At 45.1% G+C, this 21,033-nt stretch carries 22 protein-coding genes, 1 tRNA gene and 1 riboswitch; of the genes, 10 read left to right on the top strand and 13 right to left on the bottom strand.

From position 1 onward, the window contains the following. The first annotated feature begins 89 nt into the window (after positions 1-89). Complete coding sequence (locus OH456_RS12895; RefSeq protein WP_270033623.1) at positions 90-428, top strand: Grx4 family monothiol glutaredoxin; 339 nt, start codon at positions 90-92, stop codon at positions 426-428. A 91-nt stretch (positions 429-519) separates the two neighbouring features. Here the strand turns inward: OH456_RS12895 and OH456_RS12900 are convergent, their stop codons facing one another. Then, complete coding sequence (locus tag OH456_RS12900) at positions 520-1,845, bottom strand: Na+/H+ antiporter family protein (RefSeq protein ID WP_270033624.1); 1,326 nt, start codon at positions 1,843-1,845, stop codon at positions 520-522. A gap of 25 nt (positions 1,846-1,870) precedes the next feature. Continuing rightward, a complete protein-coding gene (gene rnt / locus OH456_RS12905; protein ID WP_062458260.1) occupies positions 1,871-2,524 on the bottom strand; it encodes a ribonuclease T in 654 nt (217 codons plus the stop codon). 342 nt (positions 2,525-2,866) lie between these two features. On the opposite strand from rnt, the gene motY reads away from it, so the two are divergent. Continuing rightward, a complete protein-coding gene (gene motY, locus OH456_RS12910; RefSeq protein ID WP_412104838.1) occupies positions 2,867-3,709 on the top strand; it encodes a flagellar protein MotY in 843 nt (280 codons plus the stop codon). 68 nt (positions 3,710-3,777) lie between these two features. Here the strand turns inward: motY and gloA are convergent, their stop codons facing one another. From gloA to OH456_RS12955, 9 genes are all read right to left on the bottom strand, one after another. Further along, positions 3,778-4,194: a lactoylglutathione lyase gene (gene gloA, locus OH456_RS12915; RefSeq protein ID WP_006072936.1), complete on the bottom strand. Its 417-nt coding sequence runs from the start codon at positions 4,192-4,194 to the stop codon at positions 3,778-3,780. Between the two features lie 18 nt (positions 4,195-4,212). After that, positions 4,213-4,854, bottom strand: coding sequence for an endonuclease III (gene nth / locus OH456_RS12920; RefSeq protein ID WP_031493436.1), 642 nt, complete (start codon positions 4,852-4,854; stop codon positions 4,213-4,215). A 92-nt stretch (positions 4,855-4,946) separates the two neighbouring features. Next, on the bottom strand, positions 4,947-5,636 hold the full coding sequence (locus OH456_RS12925) for an electron transport complex subunit E (RefSeq protein ID WP_006072938.1): 690 nt from the start codon (positions 5,634-5,636) through the stop codon (positions 4,947-4,949). Then, positions 5,633-6,265, bottom strand: a complete 633-nt coding sequence (rsxG, locus tag OH456_RS12930; RefSeq protein ID WP_270033625.1) for an electron transport complex subunit RsxG — start codon at positions 6,263-6,265, stop codon at positions 5,633-5,635. Before rsxG ends, OH456_RS12925 begins: the two co-directional genes overlap by 4 nt. A 5-nt stretch (positions 6,266-6,270) precedes the next feature. Then, on the bottom strand, positions 6,271-7,317 hold the full coding sequence (gene rsxD / locus OH456_RS12935) for an electron transport complex subunit RsxD (RefSeq protein ID WP_239941078.1): 1,047 nt from the start codon (positions 7,315-7,317) through the stop codon (positions 6,271-6,273). Further along, positions 7,317-9,920, bottom strand: a complete 2,604-nt coding sequence (rsxC, locus tag OH456_RS12940; RefSeq protein ID WP_270033626.1) for an electron transport complex subunit RsxC — start codon at positions 9,918-9,920, stop codon at positions 7,317-7,319. Before rsxC ends, rsxD begins: the two co-directional genes overlap by 1 nt. Positions 9,921-9,928: 8 nt before the next feature. Further along, the gene (gene rsxB / locus OH456_RS12945) at positions 9,929-10,510 is read right to left on the bottom strand and encodes an electron transport complex subunit RsxB (RefSeq protein ID WP_270033627.1); all 582 of its coding nucleotides are present in this window, start codon (positions 10,508-10,510) and stop codon (positions 9,929-9,931) included. Beyond that, positions 10,510-11,091, bottom strand: a complete 582-nt coding sequence (gene rsxA, locus OH456_RS12950) for an electron transport complex subunit RsxA (RefSeq protein ID WP_006072943.1) — start codon at positions 11,089-11,091, stop codon at positions 10,510-10,512. The genes rsxB and rsxA overlap by 1 nt, the downstream gene beginning before the upstream one ends. Before the next feature lie 541 nt (positions 11,092-11,632). Further along, positions 11,633-11,708 (bottom strand) — tRNA-Asn (locus OH456_RS12955). A gap of 485 nt (positions 11,709-12,193) precedes the next feature. Here OH456_RS12955 and uvrB point away from each other — a divergent pair. From uvrB to luxU, 3 genes are all read left to right on the top strand, one after another. Next, positions 12,194-14,224 (top strand): excinuclease ABC subunit UvrB, encoded by a 2,031-nt coding sequence (gene uvrB, locus OH456_RS12960; RefSeq protein ID WP_270033628.1) that lies wholly within the window; start codon positions 12,194-12,196, stop codon positions 14,222-14,224. Between the two features lie 132 nt (positions 14,225-14,356). Beyond that, entirely contained in the window at positions 14,357-15,754 is a 1,398-nt protein-coding gene (luxO, locus tag OH456_RS12965; RefSeq protein ID WP_062462808.1) for a quorum-sensing sigma-54 dependent transcriptional regulator LuxO, read from the top strand. Next, positions 15,751-16,098 carry a quorum-sensing phosphorelay protein LuxU gene (gene luxU, locus OH456_RS12970; RefSeq protein WP_006072947.1) on the top strand — a complete coding sequence of 116 codons (348 nt, stop codon included), beginning with the start codon at positions 15,751-15,753 and terminating at the stop codon, positions 16,096-16,098. Before luxO ends, luxU begins: the two co-directional genes overlap by 4 nt. 63 nt (positions 16,099-16,161) lie before the next feature. Here the strand turns inward: luxU and OH456_RS12975 are convergent, their stop codons facing one another. After that, positions 16,162-17,046, bottom strand: coding sequence for a YvcK family protein (locus OH456_RS12975; protein WP_270033629.1), 885 nt, complete (start codon positions 17,044-17,046; stop codon positions 16,162-16,164). Positions 17,047-17,217: 171 nt separating this feature from the next. After that, a riboswitch (molybdenum cofactor riboswitch) is annotated at positions 17,218-17,355 on the top strand. Here OH456_RS12975 and moaA point away from each other — a divergent pair. From moaA to moaE, 5 genes are all read left to right on the top strand, one after another. Beyond that, entirely contained in the window at positions 17,344-18,333 is a 990-nt protein-coding gene (gene moaA, locus OH456_RS12980; RefSeq protein WP_031494455.1) for a GTP 3',8-cyclase MoaA, read from the top strand. Its footprint overlaps the riboswitch before it by 12 nt. Before the next feature lie 44 nt (positions 18,334-18,377). Continuing rightward, positions 18,378-18,890, top strand: coding sequence for a molybdenum cofactor biosynthesis protein B (moaB, locus tag OH456_RS12985; RefSeq protein WP_006072950.1), 513 nt, complete (start codon positions 18,378-18,380; stop codon positions 18,888-18,890). Positions 18,891-18,906: 16 nt separating this feature from the next. Beyond that, a complete protein-coding gene (gene moaC / locus OH456_RS12990) occupies positions 18,907-19,386 on the top strand; it encodes a cyclic pyranopterin monophosphate synthase MoaC (RefSeq protein ID WP_006072951.1) in 480 nt (159 codons plus the stop codon). After that, positions 19,383-19,628: a molybdopterin synthase sulfur carrier subunit gene (gene moaD, locus OH456_RS12995; RefSeq protein ID WP_006072952.1), complete on the top strand. Its 246-nt coding sequence runs from the start codon at positions 19,383-19,385 to the stop codon at positions 19,626-19,628. Before moaC ends, moaD begins: the two co-directional genes overlap by 4 nt. Before the next feature lies 1 nt (position 19,629). Beyond that, positions 19,630-20,088 carry a molybdopterin synthase catalytic subunit MoaE gene (gene moaE, locus OH456_RS13000; RefSeq protein WP_006072953.1) on the top strand — a complete coding sequence of 153 codons (459 nt, stop codon included), beginning with the start codon at positions 19,630-19,632 and terminating at the stop codon, positions 20,086-20,088. A 41-nt stretch (positions 20,089-20,129) separates the two neighbouring features. Here the strand turns inward: moaE and OH456_RS13005 are convergent, their stop codons facing one another. Next, a complete protein-coding gene (locus OH456_RS13005) occupies positions 20,130-20,933 on the bottom strand; it encodes an HAD family hydrolase (RefSeq protein ID WP_270033630.1) in 804 nt (267 codons plus the stop codon). Positions 20,934-21,033: the final 100 nt, after the last annotated feature.

Raw genomic sequence — 21,033 nt, forward strand, 5'->3', positions numbered from 1 at the left:
AGTATAACCACATAATTATTGTGCTTTTTATTCTGTGGCGATTCGCTAGAATGTGACCATATCCGCAGTAAAAGCATTTCGAGGAAGCAATGGAAACTATCGATAAAATCAAACAGCAAATTGAAGAAAACGCAATTCTTCTTTACATGAAGGGTTCACCTAAATTGCCTAGCTGTGGCTTTTCTTCTCAAGCTGCTCAAGCACTAATGGGTTGTGGTGAAAAATTTGCCTACGTAGACATTCTACAAAACCCAGATATTCGCGCTGAACTGCCTAAGTACGCACAATGGCCAACGTTCCCACAACTATGGGTTGAAGGTGAGCTAATTGGTGGCTGTGACATCATTATGGAAATGTTCCAAAAGGGTGAACTACAACCTCTAATCAAAGAAGCGGCTTCACGTAACGCTGGTGAAGAAGAAGCGTAACGTGTTGTTTTCAATCATTTCTCTTTATTGAGTGATGACAGAAATAAAAAAGGCTTGGTCAATGACCAAGCCTTTTTCGTATCTGATGTGATTACAGAACCATCGCAGCAATCCAACCGAAAATAATCAGTGGGATGTTGTAGTGAATAAAGGTCGGAACAACAGTTTCCCAAATGTGTTCGTGTTGGCCGTCGGCATTCAATCCCGAGGTTGGACCTAGGGTTGAGTCAGAAGCTGGAGAGCCTGCATCACCAAGGGCAGCGGCGGTACCAACTAGAGCAATTGTTGCCATTGGTGAGAAGCCAAATGCCAGTGCCAGAGGCACATAAATAGTTGCGATAATTGGGATGGTTGAGAACGAAGAACCGATACCCATAGTAACTAGCAAACCGACGATAAGCATAAGCAGAGCAGCTAGTGGTTTATTGTCACCAATACTTGTTGATAGTGCTGCCACTAAAGATTCTACGCCGCCCGTTTGTTTCATTACTGCGGCAAATCCAGCAGCAGAAATCATGATGAAGCCAATCATTGCCATCATGTGAACACCCTTAGTGAACACATCTTGGGTTTCTTTCCAAGCGATAACACCGCCAAACGTGAAAACCATGAAACCTGCAAGTGCACCAATGATCATAGAACCAGATGTTAACTGCACAGCAAGCGCTGCGACGATACCTGCAATGGCTACAACAATGTTTTTCTTATTAATATGTGTTGGCTCTTCATCGATTTGAGTCATCTCCGTTTCAGCATACACACGAGGTTTTCTATAACTAAAGAAAATAGCAAATAGGAGGCCAGTGATCATACCAGCAGCAGGAAGAAGCATTGCCATTGGCACTTGTGCCGCTGTCACTGATTCCAAACCGTTGTCATGAAGGTTCTTAAGCAAAATGTTGTTTAGAAAAATGCCACCGAAACCAACAGGTAACACCATATAAGGCGTCACCAAACCAAAAGTTAGTACACATGCTACCAGTCGACGGTCGAGCTTTAACTTGGCAAAAACGCCCAATAGAGGTGGAATTAAAATTGGGATAAAGGCGATGTGTACAGGAATAATGTTCTGCGAAGACATGGTAACGAGAATGAGTGCTGCAAGTACCGCATATTTTAGGCCAGTAGTTGAAGCAGAGCTTTCTTTGCCATGAATACGCTTAATAACACTTTGAGCTAACAGGTCAGTGATGCCAGACTTTGAAATTGCCACCGCAAAGGTACCAAGCATTGCGTAGCTTAGCGCGATGGTTGCACCACCACCTAAGCCACCTTCAAAGGCGCTCACAGCTTCAGTCAATGACATACCAGACACGACGCCACCAACAATGGCACTGAATGTTAACGCAACGACAACGTTAACTCGCATCAAGGCCAAAACCAGCATGATGCAAACGGAAATAACGACAGGATTCATATTAATCTCTAAAAGTTGTGTTTATTTATTCTTGGGCTTGTTCATCAACAATAGGCCAGCCACCAAGCGCTTTCCATTTGTTGACGATTCGACAAAATAACTCAGCCGTCTTTTGAGTGTCATAAAGGGCAGAGTGAGCCTCTCTATTGTCAAACTCCATACCTGCGGCTTTACAAGCTTTTGCCAATACCGTTTGACCATAAGCTAAACCACTTAGAGTGGCTGTATCGAAAGTGGCAAACGGGTGGAAGGGAACACGCTTAAGTTTAGCGCGCTCATTCGCTGCACTAACAAAACTATGATCAAAGTTAGCATTGTGAGCCACCATGATAGCTCGGCTGCAATCATGTTGCTTTTGCTCTTTGCGAATGACTTTGTAGATTTCTTTAAGTGCTTCCTGTTCGGGCACAGCACCTCGAAGCGGACTAAATGGGTCGCGAATCCCTGTAAATTCCAGTGCCTCTTTCTCTAGGTTAGCGCCTTCAAATGGCTCTATGTGAAAGTGCAAGACGGAAGCTGGCTGCAAATTTCCTTGGTCGTCCATGGTTAAAGTGATTGCGCAAATCTCTAATAACGCATCGGTCTTAGCATTGAAACCTGCGGTCTCAACGTCAACGACGACGGGAAAATAGCCACGGAATCGCTTTTTTAGGGTGAGTGCTTCGTTTTCTACGGTCATTTCAGAGTTTTCTAGTGTGACGAAGGCAGCATTATTGCAGATTATCCAACTATAAAAAACCAGACGAGTCATTTAATTTTCGCAGACAAAGTTTGAAAAATCATGCTTGGCTATGATTCATGAGTATTTATCAAAACATTAAAGGGAACAAGTTGAACAAAGAAGCAGAGGAAACGTATGTTGGTGAATTGAGCCGATAACATGGCGAGGTTTTTGCAGTAACTGATGTGGAGATCCATCTAGCACGTAGAGCGGCAAAACTGTGCCGTTGCGTATATTGCAAAAGAGTTACTTAACTGTATGAAATTAAAAGCCTTACTAACAATATCACTGTTGCCTATTATGACTGCTACTGCGGCCAATGCGGCAATTGAGAAACGTTATGTGGCAACACCAACACAGTCACAATGGGAAATGGTCAGTAATTCTCCGCTAGAATGCCGACTTGTTCATCCGATTCCAAATTTCGGTGACGCGGAGTTCATCGCACGTGCAAGCAAGAAGATGAATCTGGACTTTGAATTAAAAATGCGCCGTTCTATGGGCGAGACTCGAAATGTGAGTTTGGTGTCTTTACCGCCTCCATGGAGACCGGGTGACAGTGCCGACAGAATTACTAACCTACAGTTCTTTAAGCAGTTTGATGGGTATGTCGGTGGACAGGCTGCTTGGAGTATATTGAGTGAGCTGGAAAAAGGACGCTATCCAACTTTCAGTTATCAAGATTGGCAAAGTAGAGATGAGCGAATCGAGGTCTCGTTGTCTTCGGTTTTATTCCAAGCCAAATACAATGTCTTTAGTGACTGTATCGCCAATCTATTACCTTATAGCTTCGAAGACATTTCATTCACGATTTTACATTATGACCGTAATAGTGAGCAGCTGAATAAGACTTCCCAACATAGGCTTGAGCAAATCGCCGAGTATGTTCGATACAATCAAGATATCGATTTGGTTCTTGTCTCGACCTATACGGATTCTTCAGATTCTAAAGGTGAGAGCCAACAACTTTCCGATAAACGCGCATCGATTCTGCAAGACTATTTTCAATCACTGGGACTACCTAAAGACCGTATTCAAGTTCAAGGCTATGGGAAGCGTCGTCCTGTTGCTGAAAATTCTTCTCCAATAGGTAAAGCGAAGAATCAGCGCGTGGTGATTTCTTTCGGGCGTACCGAAGTTTAGTTTTGATAGAAAAAACGCCAGCTAACTAAGCTGGCGTTTTAAATTAAGGCGTGGTGAAAGAGTAGAGATTACCCCTCTAAACCTGCACTTGCTTGTTTGTTCTGAATAAGCTCAATCATGTAGCCATCAGGGTCTTTTACGAATGCAATTTGAGTGGTGCCACCTTTCACAGGACCTGGCTCACGAGTGACGTTACCGCCTGCTGTTTTAATTGCATCACAAGTACTGTAAATATCATCGACACCAATAGCGATATGACCGTAAGCGCTGCCCAGATCGTATTCAGTTACGCCCCAATTGTAGGTTAACTCAATTACTGCGCCTTCTGACTCGTCACCAAACCCTAAAAACGCTAAAGTGTATTTATATTCAGTATTTTCGTTTTTACGTAGCAACTTCATTCCAATAACGTCGGTATAGAAAGAAATTGACTTGTCTAAATCACCCACGCGCAGCATGGTGTGAAGGATACGGCCGTTAGACATAACATTGCTCCTTTGTTTTTAATTCTCTGGATAGACTTTTTCTTTAAACTCACAAAGATCTTCAATAATGCAGCTACCACATCTCGGTTTTCGAGCGACACATGTGTAACGCCCGTGAAGGATCAGCCAGTGGTGAACGTCTAGTTTAAACTCTCTCGGTACAACTTTTAGTAACTTGTGTTCTACATCATCCACCGTTTTGCCCATCGCAAATTTGGTTCGATTTGAGACACGATAAATGTGGGTGTCTACAGCAATGGTAGGCCAGCCAAACGCAGTGTTTAGCACTACATTAGCGGTCTTACGCCCAACACCGGGCAGCGCTTCTAGTGCTTCGCGGTTTTCTGGGACTTCGCTATTGTGTTGGTCAACTAGGATTTGGCAAGTCTTGATGACATTCTCTGCTTTAGAGTTAAACAAGCCGATAGTTTTAATGTATTCCTTTACGCCATCCACACCCAATTCGAGCATTGCTTCAGGTGTATTAGCGACGGGATAGAGCTTATCGGTCGCTTTATTGACGCTAACATCGGTTGCTTGAGCAGAGAGTAAAACGGCGATAAGTAGCTCAAATGGGGAGTTCCAGTTGAGCTCAGTCTCTGGCTTTGGGTTGTTTTCTCGAAGTCGTTCGAGGATTTCTCTTCTTTTTATATTGTTCATTGGCTGACTTAGCTCTTCCCAAAAAGTAGTGGGTTCTTCCGGTGATTAAAAGCCCAAGATTAGCAAAGTCTTGGGCTTGTTATAGATGGTGATTAGTTCGTTACACGAGCGCGTTCTATCTGCTGTTTTTCTTGTTTCGGTTGACGAAGCTCTATTTGCTTATCAATAACATTTTTCAGAGCTATGAGAAAGCCAACCCCGATAAATGCGCCTGGTGGTAACAAGGCGAGTAAGAACTGGCTATCAAATTGGAAGACTTCGATACGAAGCGCCGCCGCCCACGGCCCCAATAACAAATCAGCACCATCAAATAGAGTACCGTTGCCGATAAGTTCGCGCATGGCACCAAGAACGACCAGTACTGAAGTCATGCCTAGCCCCATCCACAAACCGTCAAGTGCCGCTGGTAGCACCGCATTTTTGGAGGCAAACGCTTCTGCTCGCCCAATAATAATGCAGTTGGTCACAATAAGAGGGATGAAAATACCGAGGGATAAATACAGTCCATAAGCGTACGCATTCATTAATAATTGAACGCAGGTAACTAGCGCGGCAATGATCATTACAAAGACAGGGATTCGAACTTCTTTGGGGACGTAGTCTCTGATAAGAGAAACGGTCACGTTGGAACCGACTAACACCGCTAAAGTCGCAAGGCCAAGACCCAACGCATTCGTCACTGTGGATGACACTGCAAGGAGAGGGCATAGGCCAAGAAGCTGAACTAGCGCGGGGTTATTATTCCATAGGCCATTTTTTAACAACTCTTTAGAAGTACTCACTCTTCACCTCCACAATTTAGTGGTTGGTTTAATATCTTATCGCGATGGGTGTTCACGTAGTTTACTGTATTCTTCACGGCCTTAACGACGGCACGTGGTGTAATTGTGGCGCCAGTGAAAGAATCAAATTGACCACCGTCTTTTCGCACGGCCCACTGTGACTGATTATCTTCTGTGACTTGCTTGCCTGTAAAGCCAAGCACCCAGTCAGTAATTCTTAGGTCGATTTTATCGCCTAGTCCTGGTGTTTCTTGATGGGCCAGAACCCGAGTACCTAAGATCGTGCCTTCGATATCCATACCAACAATGATCTTAATTGCGCCATTGTAGCCATCAGGTGCTACTGACTCGATAGCCATGGCTTTGGGTTCATTATTAATGGTCGCGATATAGACCGGCTGTGGCTGTGTTGTTCCAAGAGCTGGATCACTCACCAAAGTACAAGATGCGTAAAGTTCATTATCATGCAGTTCATGCGGGATAACTTCATTAAGTGTCGCTTGAAGTTGTGCTCGCTCCTGGTGAACGATCTGATCTTTGGTTAGATACTGCGTAACAGCGACTACCCCTGTTGATGCACAGGCAAAGATAGCCAAGGTTAAGCCATTTTTTCTAATTGCATTCAACATGGTGATTAATGTCCATAAGTTCTTGGTTTAGTGTAATAGTCTATGAGCGGAACGCACATATTCGCTAACAGAACAGCGAAGGCGACACCGTCAGGGAAGCCACCCCAAGTACGGATTACGAAGATCATCACGCCGATAAATGCACCAAATATCAATCGACCTTTTACTGTTGTCGAGGCTGATACTGGGTCAGTAGCAATAAAGAACGCCCCAAGCATGGTTGCACCAGATAACAGGTGTAATATTGGTGACGCCGTCGCGCCTGGTGTAAACAGCATGAATAGACCACTAATCACGGTTAACGAGGCAAGAATCGCAACAGGAATGTGCCACTGAATGATTCGTAGCTTAAGTAAGATAAGACCACCAGCTAAATAAGCAAGGTTCACCCACTCCCAACCAATACCCGCTAGACCGCCAAATATAGGCTGTTGAACAACTTCCGCAATGGTGTTGCCATTTTTAATACCCGTTTTGAAGGCATCAAGTGGTGTTGCCATGGTAATACCATCAATACCAGTACGAATTTGCTGTAATGAATACCCGTCAGCATCAAAACCCGAGAAAATGAGCGAGAATGCATCGGTGAAAGTAACGGGTTCACTGGATAGTGAATGAGGCGTAATCCAGCTGGTCATTTCAACTGGGAAGGAAATCAGCAGAACAACATAGGCTACCATCGCTGGGTTGAATGGGTTTTGTCCTAGGCCGCCATATAAATGCTTAGCAATGATGATGGCAAATACTAAGCCGATGACTAATACCCACCAAGGAGAAAGTGGCGGTATCGCAATTGCCAATAACCAAGCCGTGACGAGCGCGCTATAGTCACGAAGGGCGGAGATTGGAGAGCGCTTACGAAACAGCATTACGATCGCTTCGAGCATCAAGCCGACTATGATAGCTAAACACAGTTGAATAGCGGTGCCCCAACCAAAAAAGTATGTTTGCGCTATCAGACCTGGCAACGCACAAAGCGCCACACCTTTCATTAGATCTGGAGTGCGTTTACGACTGTGCGCATGTGGAGAGCTAGCAATAAAGAAAGACACTAGTTGTTCTCCTTGTTATTTTGTTCTTTTTCAATTTTTCTCGCTTTTGCGCGTGCAATTGCAGCTGCAACTGCCGCTTTTTTGGGGTCATCCACAGCAGGCTCGTTCTCACCTTTAGTCTTAGGCTCTGTTTCGGCAGCAGCTTGCTTACGCGCTTTAGCACGAGCGATAGCGGCAGCGACGGCTGCTTTTTTCGGATCCTCTTCAGTAGGTGCGTCGGCGTCTTGAGCTTCTGGCTCGGTCTCGACAGCGGCTTGTTTACGCGCCTTAGCACGAGCGACAGCGGCAGCAATGGCTGCTTTTTTCGGATCGTCTTCAGCAGGCGCATCGGTGTCTTGAGTTTCCGGCTCGGTTTCGACAGCGGCTTGCTTACGCGCTTTAGCACGAGCGATAGCGGCAGCGACGGCTGCTTTTTTTGGATCGTCTTCAGTAGGTGCGTCGGCGTCTTGGGTTTCAGGTTCTGTTCCGGCAACGGCTTGCTTACGCGCTTTAGCACGAGCAATAGCGGCAGCGACGGCAGCTTTTTTCGGATCGTCTTCAGCAGGCGCATCGGTGTCTTGAGTTTCCGGCTCGGTTTCGACAGCGGCTTGCTTACGCGCTTTAGCACGAGCGATAGCGGCAGCGACGGCTGCTTTCTTCGGATCGTCTTCAGCAGGTGCATCGGCATCTTGAGTTTCCGGCTCTGCTTCAGTTGCAGCTTGCTTCCTTGCTTTAGCTCGAGCAATCGCAGCGGCAACAGCGTCTTTTTTCGACGCCTGAGCCTCTTCACCTGATGATTCTTCAGCTTGTAACTGTTGAGCGGCTTTCTTTGCTTTTGCCCTTGCTAATGCAGCCGCAATAGCCGCTTTTTTAGGGTCTTGCTCAGTACTGTCTGAGCCTTGTGCAGAGTCCGCTTCAGCTGGCTTATTTGCTTTTCGTTCTCTAGCCAAGCGTTTACGCTCTTCTCGCAACTTGGCCATTTCGGAGTTGTCTGGTTCTGCTTGTCCTTGTTTAGCGGCTTCAGCTTGTTTGGCTTTAGCACGAGCTATGGCTGCGGCAACGGCAGGCTTAACCTCATTCGTTGCAGAAGTGGACTTCTGCGCTTTTACGCGTTCAATCGCAGCAGCGATGGCATCGTCGCCACCAGATGATTTCATCTGTTTGCGGCGGTCGTCAGCGGCTTTCTTGAAGCGGTTTTCTCGCTCAACTTTATCACGCTCTAGACGTGCTTTCTTCTCTTCAAATCGAACTTTGGCTCGTTCTGCTGCCTCAGACTCTTGTTTCCGAGTACGAATTTCGGCTTTAGCTTGGCGATAGTAATGAACTAATGGGATCTCACTTGGACAAACAAAAGCACACGCTCCACATTCGATACAATCTTTGAGGTTTAACTCTTCACACTTATCGTATTCTTGAGATTTCGCGTACCACTGTAACTGCTGAGGTAACAAGGATGCAGGACAAGCTTCTGCGCATTGACTACAACGAATGCATGATATTTCATGTGAACGAGGATCAATCTCTCGATAAGTCGGAGCTAGAATACAGTTCGCTGTTTTAGTAATTGGCACATTCGCATGAGGCAATGTGAAGCCCATCATAGGACCGCCCATAATTAAGCGTGGAGATTTTTTATCGGCTTTGTAACCAAATTGATCCAATAAAGATTGCACAGGAGTGCCGATCAATGCCCAAACATTACGTGGTTGTTTAAAGGTTTTCCCTGTTAGAGTGACAACGCGCTCAATCAAAGGTTCACCATCGCAAACGGCACGTTTGATTGCGTAAGCCGAGCCAACATTTTGCACCATCAAACCAATATCAGCAGGAATACCGCCTATAGGGACTTCCAGGTTGGTAAGTATTTTAATGAGCTGCTTTTCGCCACCAGATGGGTATTTAGTTGGAATGACTCGAATGACGATATCTTCATCTGTCGCTGCTTGTTCCAGTGCTTTAATTGCTTCAGGCTTATTGTCTTCAATACCAATTATCGTCAGCTTTGGTTTGAGAATGTGATTGAGGATCTTAATACCTTCAATGACTTCCTGTGCCTTATCTTGCATCAAGCGGTCATCAGCAGTGATATAGGGTTCACATTCGGCCGCGTTGAGAATTAGAATCTCAGTGCGTTGTAAGCCAGACTGGATTTTTCTTGCAGTTGGAAAACCTGCGCCGCCCATACCAGAAATGCCTGCTAAGCGGATTCGCTCTATCAAGGACTCTGGTAGCTCATCAAGATAATTCTCACATGGGTTTAGATCGAACCATTCGTCTTGTTGATCCGCTTCGATAACAATACATAGGTCGCTCAAGCCTGATGGATGTGCAATAGTGCGCGGTTCAATGGCCTTTATCGTTCCAGATGTTGGCGCGTGAATCGGCAGCATAAATGCCGCATTGACTTGGCTGAGAGGTTGTCCTTTCAAGACACGCTCACCCACAGTTACTAATATATCGCCTGGTTTACCAATATGCTGTTTGAGTGGAATCACTAACTCATTTGGAATATTTGCCTTGGCGATAGAGCTTTGGTTGGATTGTTTCTTGTTTTCTTGCGGGTGTACGCCACCGGGGAAATCCCAAAGAGAACCAGATTTGATTTGTTCAATAAGTGATAACATGACGCTCCCTACTCACCGCTAGCTTGTGTTTGAGTTTTGGAAATATTGACAACAGGAATAGCATCAAGCTGCCACTTCCAAGTATCAGCGGTTGTTTTTACAGGAATCATTTCAATACAGTCAGTAGGGCATGGGGCAACGCATAGATCGCAACCAGTACATTCGTCTTTGATTACAGTGTGCAGCGCCTTTGTTCCGCCAACGATGGCATCTACTGGGCACGCTTGGATGCATTTAGTACAACCAATACACATATCTTCATGGATAAAAGCCACTTTCTTTATCGACTTTTCTGCGTCATGAGCGGAGTCTTCGACTTCAACACCCATTAAGTCAGCAAGCTTTTCAATAGTTGCTTGGCCACCGGGAGGACACTTGTTAATAGCGTCGCCGTTTGCAATAGCTTCCGCATAAGGCCGGCAGCCAGGGTAGCCACATTGTCCACATTGTGTTTGAGGCAGAATACCGTCGATTTGGTCAACAATTGGATCGGCTTCTACTTTAAACTTAATCGAAGCAAAACCGAGAACGGCCCCAAAAACGGCCGCTAAGATAACAAGAGCAATAATTGCAATAAGAATTGTCGTCATTACAGTTTCACCAACCCAGTGAAGCCCATAAATGCAAGAGACATTAGTCCCGCTGTTATCATGGCAATCGAGGCTCCTTTAAAGGGAGCTGGCACATCAGCTGCGGCAATACGCTCACGCATTGAAGCAAACAAGATAAGAACTAAAGAGAAACCTACAGCCGCTCCGAAGCCATAGATAATGGATTCGATAAAATTGTGGTTTTCGTTGATGTTTAGTAATGCTACGCCTAAAACTGCACAGTTAGTGGTGATCAAGGGTAGGAAAATACCTAGCAAACGATAAAGCGTTGGACTGGTTTTATGAACTACCATCTCAGTGAACTGCACGACAACTGCGATAACCAAGATAAAACTCATGGTTCGTAAATATTGAATGCCTAAAGGTACTAAGACGTAAGTTTCTACTAAGTACGCGCACACTGACGCAAGTGTCAGCACGAATGTCGTGGCTAACCCCATGCCAATTGCAGTCTCGAGTTTTTTAGAAACGCCCATGAAAGGGCATAACCCAAGGAATTTTACCAGTACGAAATTGTTGACGAGGACAGTTCCCACCAACAATAAGAAATATTCGGTCATAATAATAAGTGTAAAGAGCTCCGATCCCGTTATTATCCTGCTTTGCGTAGCGAATAACAACCAGTGAAACATAAGGTTTTGTCTGTTTGTACGAAAAGTATAGGTATTAAGCCTAAAATCAGGAAAGGGAAGTTTTAGGTTTCTGAAACGCAACAAGCATTTCTTGCGACACGACCTCTTTGGAATTTGGCTCCCCCTGAGGGACTCGGACGCGGGCGGCGAGCTCTGCGACATAAAACTCGGTACGAGTTTCGTCGCATTGAAATGTAAAACGCCGCGTCTTTCGACACGGCTTTTCTGGAATTTGGCTCCCCCTGAGGGACTCGGACGCGGGCGGCGAGCTCTGCGACATAAAGCTCGGTACGAGTTTCGTCGCATTGAAACGTAAAAAGCCGCGTCTTTCGACACGGCTTTTTTGGAATTTGGCTCCCCCTGCGGGACTCGGACGCGGGCGGCGAGCTCTGCGACATAAAGCTCGGTACGAGTTTCGTCGCATTGAAACGTAAAAAGCCGCGTCTTTCGACACGGCTTTTTTGGAATTTGGCTCCCCCTGCGGGACTCGAACCTGCGACATACGGATTAACAGTCCGCCGTTCTACCAACTGAACTAAGGGGGAATTGCTTTAAGCGGGGCGAATGTTAGCTATCTCACCAGATAGAGTCAATATTTTTCTGCAAAAAAAAGCAGAAAAAAACCGAAGAAAAAACTTTACTTTTCTGTATGCCTTGCTGGGTATAAGGCTATTTTACTTATCCACCAAATTTGTGGATAAATGTGTTAATTACACTGTATCAAATTAGAAGTAGGTGAAATGCAAGAACAAGAGGTTGTGAATAAGTTTAAAGCTTTGATGGTAACTTGCTGAATCTTCTGGAATTAAACGGAAAGGTAAAATTAATGTCAGAATTGAGAATTGTGTGAATAAGACACTTTTATCGATTGATTGGGGAAAAGTCGTGGATTAATTAACAATAATTATTTGGCTGTGACGCCGAGCAGGGCGAATACAATATCAAAAAGTCTGCCCGATAGCGAGCTTTAGGTTGCAAATTCTGTCGGCTAGGGGTGAAATACTAGGTTCGTTAACAAAGGAATCGCATTATGGCAAAACACTTCGAATTGGTTTCGGATTATCAACCTTCTGGAGATCAACCTACCGCCATCGCGCAGCTAGTCGATGGGCTGGATTCTGGTTTAGCACACCAAACATTGCTCGGCGTGACCGGATCAGGTAAGACGTTCACGCTTGCCAATGTGATTGCGCAATCTCAGCGACCAGCGATTCTGTTAGCACCAAACAAAACTCTTGCGGCTCAGCTGTATGGTGAAATGAAAGGCTTCTTTCCAAATAATGCGGTTGAGTATTTTGTCTCTTATTATGACTACTACCAGCCTGAAGCTTATGTACCTACCACCGATACCTTCATTGAGAAAGATGCGTCAGTCAATGCACATATTGAGCAAATGCGTTTATCTGCGACTAAGGCATTACTAGAGAGAAAAGATGCCATCATTGTGGCTTCAGTATCAGCGATTTATGGTTTGGGTGACCCAGACTCTTACCTGAAGATGATGTTGCATGTTACTCGAGGTGCGGTTATTGACCAGCGAGATATTCTATTGCGTCTGGCCGAACTGCAATATTCTCGAAATGATGTGGCCTTTGAGCGTGGTCAGTTCCGAGTTAGAGGGGAGGTCATTGATATCTTCCCGGCGGAATCCGATCAAGAAGCGGTTCGATTGGAAATGTTTGACGATGAAATCGACTGCATCAGTCTCTTTGATCCTCTTACCGGAGTGATTACTGAGCGAGATATTGCTCGCTATACGATTTACCCAAAAACTCACTATGTGACGCCTAGAGATCGTATTTTAGATGCTATTGAGAATATCAAAGTAGAGTTAGCAGCTAGACAGACGTATCTAAAAGATAATAACAAGCTACTTGAAGAACAGCGTATTTCGCAACGGACTCAATTTGATATTGAGATGATGAACGAACTTGGCTTCTGTTCTGGTATCGAAAACTACTCACGTTATCTCAGCGGAAGAAGTGAGGGAGAGCCGCCTCCGACACTGTTTGACTATCTCCCTGCTGACGGTTTATTGATTATCGATGAATCTCACGTCACCGTGCCTCAAATTGGAGCCATGTACAAAGGGGACCGTTCAAGAAAAGAGACGCTGGTGGAGTATGGATTCCGATTACCTTCAGCGTTAGACAATCGCCCCCTCAAGTTTGATGAATTTGAGATGATTGCACCACAGACTATTTTTGTTTCGGCAACACCTAGTACTTATGAGCTGGAAAAATCGGATGGCGATGTCGCTGACCAAGTTGTTCGTCCGACTGGTTTGCTTGACCCAGAAATTGAAGTACGTCCTGTAGCAACTCAGGTTGATGATCTGCTATCTGAAGTACGCTCTCGAGCCGCGATAGATGAGCGTGTGTTAGTAACTACACTAACTAAACGTATGGCCGAGGACCTTACTGAGTATTTGAGTGAACATGGCGTCAAAGTACGTTACTTGCACTCAGATATTGATACCGTGGAGCGGACTGAAATCATACGCGACTTACGATTGGGTGAATTTGACGTGTTAGTAGGTATTAACTTACTACGAGAAGGTCTAGATATGCCTGAGGTGTCATTGGTAGCTATACTTGACGCTGACAAAGAAGGTTTCTTGCGCTCTGAGCGCTCCCTGATTCAGACCATAGGTCGAGCTGCACGTAACCTAAAAGGTAAGGCGATTCTTTACGGTGACCGCATTACCAATTCCATGCAAAAAGCCATCAATGAAACCAACCGCCGTCGTGAAAAGCAGCATGCTTATAACGTTGAAAACGGTATGGTCCCGATGGCCTTGAAACGTAATATCAAAGATATTATGGAGATTGGCAGCGTGGCCAAGGGTGGTAAGCCCAAGAAAGGAAAACAAGTACCGTTATCGAAAGTGGCTGAGCCTTCTCAAGCGTATGTGGCACTATCACCTCAAGATCTAGAAAAACAAATTCTAAAATTAGAAGCAGAGATGTACCAGCATGCTCAGAACCTAGAATTTGAACTAGCCGCAGAAAAACGTGATGAAATAGAAAAACTTAGACAGCATTTTATTGCTAATAGTTAAAAGTTTTGGTTGAGTTTGATAGGCTGTTTCAAATATAAACAGCAAAATAAAAATGGTCTTTATTGGATAAAAATTGCAAAATGCGAATATTCTTATAAAGACCAAATTATAATCAACAGTTAGCTAGGAACTATGCAACAACTATTCGACGAGCCCAAGTCTCGCTATCTACTTATGGTAGAAGACACGGCTTCCGTTGCTGCGCTGTATCGCTCATATCTATCTCCATTGGGTATAGATATCAATATCGTTGGAAACGGTAGAGATGCAATTCAAAGTTTAGCGCACCGGACGCCTGACCTCATTCTACTGGATTTACGACTTCCCGACATGACGGGTATGGATGTATTGGACGCTGTAAAAGAATTCAATCCCGATGTACCTGTCATCTTTATGACAGCTCATGGTTCTATCGACATTGCGGTAGACGCTATGCAGCATGGCGCGCAGGACTTTTTAATCAAACCGTGCGAAGCCGACCGACTTCGCGTGACGGTAACCAACGCCATCCGCAAAGCTTCTAAGCTACGTAATGAGATTAATGATTCTAGTAGCCAAAACTACCAAGGATTCATTGGCAGCAGCCAACCTATGCAAGCGGTTTACCGCACTATTGACTCTGCCGCTTCCAGTAAGGCCAGTATCTTTATTACTGGAGAAAGTGGTACAGGTAAGGAAGTGTGCGCAGAGGCGATCCACGCTGCGAGTAAACGAGGCGATAAGCCATTTATTGCGATCAACTGTGCCGCCATACCAAAAGATCTTATTGAGAGTGAGCTGTTTGGTCATGTCAAAGGTGCCTTTACTGGGGCGGCAAGTGACCGACAAGGTGCGGCAGAGCTTGCTGATGGCGGCACGCTGTTTCTTGATGAGCTCTGTGAAATGGATCTTGATCTACAAACTAAACTACTGCGCTTTATTCAAACGGGTACCTTCCAAAAAGTGGGGTCTTCACGTATGAAGAAAGTGGATGTACGTTTCGTATGTGCGACCAACCGAGATCCTTGGAAAGAAGTACAAGAAGGGCGATTTAGAGAAGATTTATACTACCGACTTTATGTTATCCCTCTTCATTTGCCACCGCTTCGAGAGCGTGAAGAAGATGTGATTGAAATTGCCTACTCGTTATTAGGCTTTATGTCGCATGAAGAAGGTAAGAGTTTTGTGCGCTTTGCTCAAGACGTCATTGACCGCTTCATTCAGTACGAGTGGCCAGGTAATGTCCGCCAATTGCAGAATGTATTGCGCAATGTGGTGGTATTGAATCAGGGTAAAGAAATAGAGTTAAGTATGTTGCCGCCGCCTTTGAATGAGCCAGCGGTTAAGCCCGCAAACTCAAGTAATGTGGTATCAGTATCATTTGGGCCACAGGACATCCAACCTTTGTGGAAAACTGAAAAAACCACCATAGAGCAAGCGATAGAAGCGTGTGACGGTAACATTCCACAAGCAGCGAAACACTTGGACGTGAGTCCCTCGACAATCTACCGCAAAATACAGGCATGGAATGCAAGCGAGAAGAAAGCATGAAGTTTATGAATCGAGAAAAAGTAGAGCAGCTCACTCGCGAGATTGGTCAAGATAACATTCCTATTCTTCTTGGGATTTTCACCGGAGAGTTGGTGACATATCAGGCGCAGTTAAGTGAAGGTGATTTAACCGAAAAAATGTCGCACATGAAGGAAATCTGCCATGCGCTTAAGAGTAGTGCAGCTAGCTTCGGAGCTGAGTCACTGTGTGAGTTTGCTATTGATATCGACGCTCAAGTGAAAGGTGGCAAATTACGAGAAGATCAAGCCCAGGTCGACAGTATGCTGGCGAATCTTTCGGAAACACACTCTTGCTATATAGAATTTTTAGAGTCGATTAAATAATGTCATCACCGAGTCGCAAAACGGGGGCACAATTTGGCGCCCCCGTTTCTTTTGCTTCAATTATTAAAGCAGTGACTCGATAGCATGCTTTAGTTTTACTCGGTCATGACGCCAATCTCTATTTGGCGATGCCAGAGGAAGGGTAACGCAGTTCCATTGACTGCAAATATCAGAGTGTGCTTCTTCACCTAAAACAACGTCCAGTTTTCTGCCTTGAAGTGCACGTTCACACCACAGCAGCTTCTGTTCTAATGTCATGCGGCCAGCTGGGCCATATTCGGGTGATAGGTTCTCGACAAATACGACTTTAGCGGTTTGATTCTGGCAGATCGCTTGGCTCAAATCAGCGAGAAGCAGCGGTGGCATAATACTGGTTAAGAAACTACCTGGTCCAAGAATAATACAATCGGCTTGAGTAATCGCTTCTACTGCTTCTTTGGTGGCGGGTACGACGGGGTCAAGATCCAATCTTTGTAAATCTTGTTCCATCTCATCAACGGATGTTTCACCTGTCACCCACTTACCATCGACTGAAAGTGCTGTTAGGTCAGATGGATGTTCTGACATTGGAATGATATTGACATCAACCGCGAGAAGCTTGCGGATTAAATGTATGGCTTCAAGTGGACGAACGGACAAGTTATCCAGCGCAGTGAGCATTAAGTTGCCAAGGTTGTGGCCGTTTAGATCGCCAGAGCCTTTAAAGCGGTACTCAAACATCATGGAGCCAATAGACGGGTCGGTAATCAGCTGATTAATACAGTTACGAGTATCACCCCAAGCGATGCCGCCTTGACATTCTCGGATGCGCCCAGTAGAACCACCATTATCTGTAGTAGCTACGATACCAGTGGCATTCCCGCCAAATTCCTTCAAAGCCGCCAACATACGACCCAGCCCATGACCACCACCAATGGCCACGACTTTCTTTGATGAATATTTGCTCATCTTGTACTTCTTTTGAGTTATCTGAACTTTGTAACATAGGTTAAATTGTTCATTTGAGATACTCAACTATAATAAAAATGACGAATATGTAAGGTTTTTTGACATGAAGGCTGGAAAACCATACCGTTATTGAGTATTTTACTCAAAAGCTGTTACCGACTCATTATGCGGTAACTGCCATAACTCCGAGCTCTACGCGCTAAGTCGAACCAAAGATAAGCTTCTAGAGCCAGTGACAATTTGTCACAAGGGCATAATTGGAAATGATTGTGCCTCCCGTGTTTGGAAAGGTGTTCCGTGGCGCAACAATTCGAAGATAAATTTAATCGCAAGTTCTATTACTTGCGTCTTTCGGTTACAGATGTCTGTAACTTCAAGTGTACATATTGCCTCCCTGATGGCTACAAACCGCCTGGTCACAAAAGACCAGCCTTTTTGACGCTTCCAGAAATCAAACGCGTGGTCACCGCGTTTGCAGATTGTGGTACTTCCAAAGTACGAATCACTGGTGGTGAGCCGAGTTTGCGCAAAGATTTCCCTCAGATCATTGAAACGGTAGCGAATACACCGGGTATTACGAAGGTAGCAACGACGACCAATGGTTATCGAATGGCTAAACAAGTTGATACATGGCGTCAAGCTGGCCTTACCAATATCAATGTAAGTGTAGATAGTCTCGATCCAAGAATGTTCCACCAGATCACCGGTGAAAACAAATTTACTGAAGTGATGTCTGGCATCGACCGAGCGTTTGAAGTCGGCTATGAGCAGGTCAAAGTCAACGTGGTATTGATGAAAGATCTCAATGCCAAAGAGCTTCCTGCCTTCCTCAACTGGATCAAAGATCGTCCGATTCAATTGCGTTTCATCGAGTTGATGCAAACTGGCGAAATGGACGAGCTATTTAACAAGCATCATGTCTCCGGCACTGACATTCGTAATCAACTGATTGCCAACGGTTGGATCTTGAAAGCTCGAAGTCAAAATGATGGCCCAGCTCAAGTTTTTGTTCATGCGGACTACCAAGGTGAGATCGGCCTTATCATGCCATACGAGAAAAACTTCTGTGAAAGTTGTAATCGTCTACGTGTGTCGGCAATGGGCAAACTGCACCTCTGTTTATTTGGTGACCATGGTGTAGAGCTACGCGACTTACTTCAAGAAGACGCTCAAGAGAGCGCTCTGATCGAACGAATTCAGGCACAATTACAGACCAAATCAGTCAGTCATTTCCTGCATGACGGTAATTCAGGGATGACGCCGCATTTGGCATCTATCGGCGGCTAATAGACCGCGAAAAAATACGTAAAAATTTTATAGGGTGAATAATCATGGGTCACGCAGAAAGCAAGTTCGTGCCTGCAAATATCGCAGTGCTAACCGTATCGGATACACGTACCGAAGAAAATGACACGTCAGGTCGCTTTTTAGTCGAGAATCTACAAGAAGCAGGCCACACACTGGCGGATAAGCAAATCGTTATTGACGATATCTATCAAATTCGCGCAGTGGTGTCGAAATGGATCGCTGATGAGAGTGTGCAAGCGGTAATGATCACTGGCGGTACGGGGTTTACTTCTCGTGACAGCACGCCTGAAGCACTCGTTCCACTATTCGACAAACAAGTGGAAGGCTTTGGTGAGCTATTCCGTGCAGTTTCTTACGAGGAAATTGGCACATCAACTATCCAATCTCGTGCAATCGCAGGTTTTGCAAACCACACGGTTATCTTTGCGATGCCAGGCTCGACTGGAGCATGTCGCACAGGTTGGACAAAGATCATCAAGCAGCAACTTGATGCTAGCCACCGCCCATGTAACTTCATGCCTCATCTAAGTAAGTAATCATCTAGGGAAAGTCATGTCCGAATTTACCCATATCAACGCCTCTGGCGAAGCAAACATGGTCGATGTGTCGGCCAAAGCCGAGACGGTGCGTGAAGCAAGGGCCGAAGCTTTTGTTCACATGGCACCAGAAACTCTGCAGATGATTACTTCAGGCAACCATCACAAAGGTGATGTGTTTGCTACTGCACGTATCGCAGGTATTCAAGCGGCTAAGAAAACATGGGATCTTATTCCTTTGTGCCATCCGCTGTTACTGTCTAAAGTGGAAGTACAGCTGGAAGCTATCGAAGCGGAAAACAAAGTACGTATCGAGTCTGTTTGTAAGCTAGCAGGTAAAACTGGCGTAGAAATGGAAGCGTTAACAGCTGCGTCTGTGGCGGCTTTGACTATTTACGATATGTGTAAAGCGGTACAAAAAGACATGGTTATTGAAAACGTTCGTCTACTCGAAAAAACGGGTGGAAAATCAGGACACTTCAAGGTGGAATCATGATTAAAGTACTTTTCTTTGCACAAACTCGTGAGCTGATTGGTCAAGACAGTGTGGAGCTTGCTGCTGAGTTTGCCACAATCGAAGATATTCGAGCCCATCTTGCCGCTCAGCAAGGTAAGTGGGAACTAGCTCTTGAAAGTGGTAAGTTGCTTGCTGCTCTTAATCAAAATATTGTTGCTCTGGATGAGAAAGTTCAAGACGGCGATGAAGTGGCTTTCTTTCCACCGGTAACGGGAGGTTAACATGACCTTAAGAGTATCCGTTCAACACGAAGACTTTTCAGTGGGCGCTGAATACGATGCGTTGGCTGAAGGTACAGCGTCGGGTGCAATTGTCACGTTTACCGGCAAAGTTCGCGATATGAACTTAGGCGACAATGTTACCGGTTTATCACTAGAACACTATCCGGGAATGACAGAACGTTCGTTAGAAAAGATCTGTGATGAAGCAGAAGAGCGTTGGATGTTAAATGGTATTCGTGTAATTCATCGCGTGGGTGATATGGATGCCGGTGACCAAATCGTATTCGTTGGAGTATCTAGTGCTCATCGTGGATCTGCGTTTGAAGCTTGCGAATTCATAATGGATTACCTTAAAACCAAAGCTCCGTTTTGGAAAAAAGAGCGAACGACAGAGTCGACGCGTTGGGTTGAGTCACGAGACTCCGACGCCGAAGCGGCTGCACGCTGGCAAGAAAAATAATCTAAATCAAAAGAGCATGTCGATGACATGCTCTTTTTGTATCACTCGACGGTGGCTAAGTATTTATCTACCACTTTCAAGACGCCTGCTTCATTGTTGCTTGGAGCAATAAAGCGACTCAGTTTTTTTATCTCAGGATGTGCATTGTCCATAGCGTAAGAGTGGTAGCTCTCTTTTAACATTTCAACGTCATTGAAGTAGTCACCGAAGCTCATTGTTTCTTCAAACTTAAACCCTAAATGCTGTTGCAAGAAACGAATAGCAGCCCCTTTTGAGGCTTCTTTATTCATGACATCCAACCATATTTTTGCGCTTACCACCACTTGATACTCATTGCCAAAAAGATCATTGATGGTTGGGAAGACATGTTGCTCAGCCCCCTCAAAGTTACAGATCGCGACCTTGATAAAATCGTCTTCGACAGAGAGTAGGTCTTCGACATACTCGCATCGATGATAGTATTTACGGATTTCTTCAAGCGCTCTACGATCCTGAGTTTCAATATAGGCTGAGTGCTTACCGCATAGAACCATATAAGTGTTATCTATAGATCGGGCAGTTTTGATGATCTCTTTTGCGGCGGCCGTATCTAATGTGCAGCTGTAAAGCTCCTCATCGTTTTGCATGACCAGCGTGCCGTTTTCTGCGATAAAAATCAGCTCATCTTGAATAGAAGAGAACATGTCTTTAAGGCTGTAGTACTGACGGCCGGAAGCTGGTGCAAAGTGAATACCTTGCTCTTTAATACGCTCGTAGAGAGGGAAAAAATCTGGAGTCAGTTGGCCGTTTGGGTCGAGCAGTGTGCCATCCATGTCCGTTGCTATAAACTTGATTGTACTGTGCATATATTATCGCTGTTCAAATGGTAAGAGACGTGTGCAGTATACGTAAATCGACGCGATGGTGAAGTAAATAACTGGAATCTTAGTTAATGACTTGGTCACG

The organism is Vibrio sp. La 4.2.2, from assembly GCF_027586995.1.
GTDB classification, from domain to species: Bacteria; Pseudomonadota; Gammaproteobacteria; order Enterobacterales; family Vibrionaceae; genus Vibrio; species Vibrio mediterranei.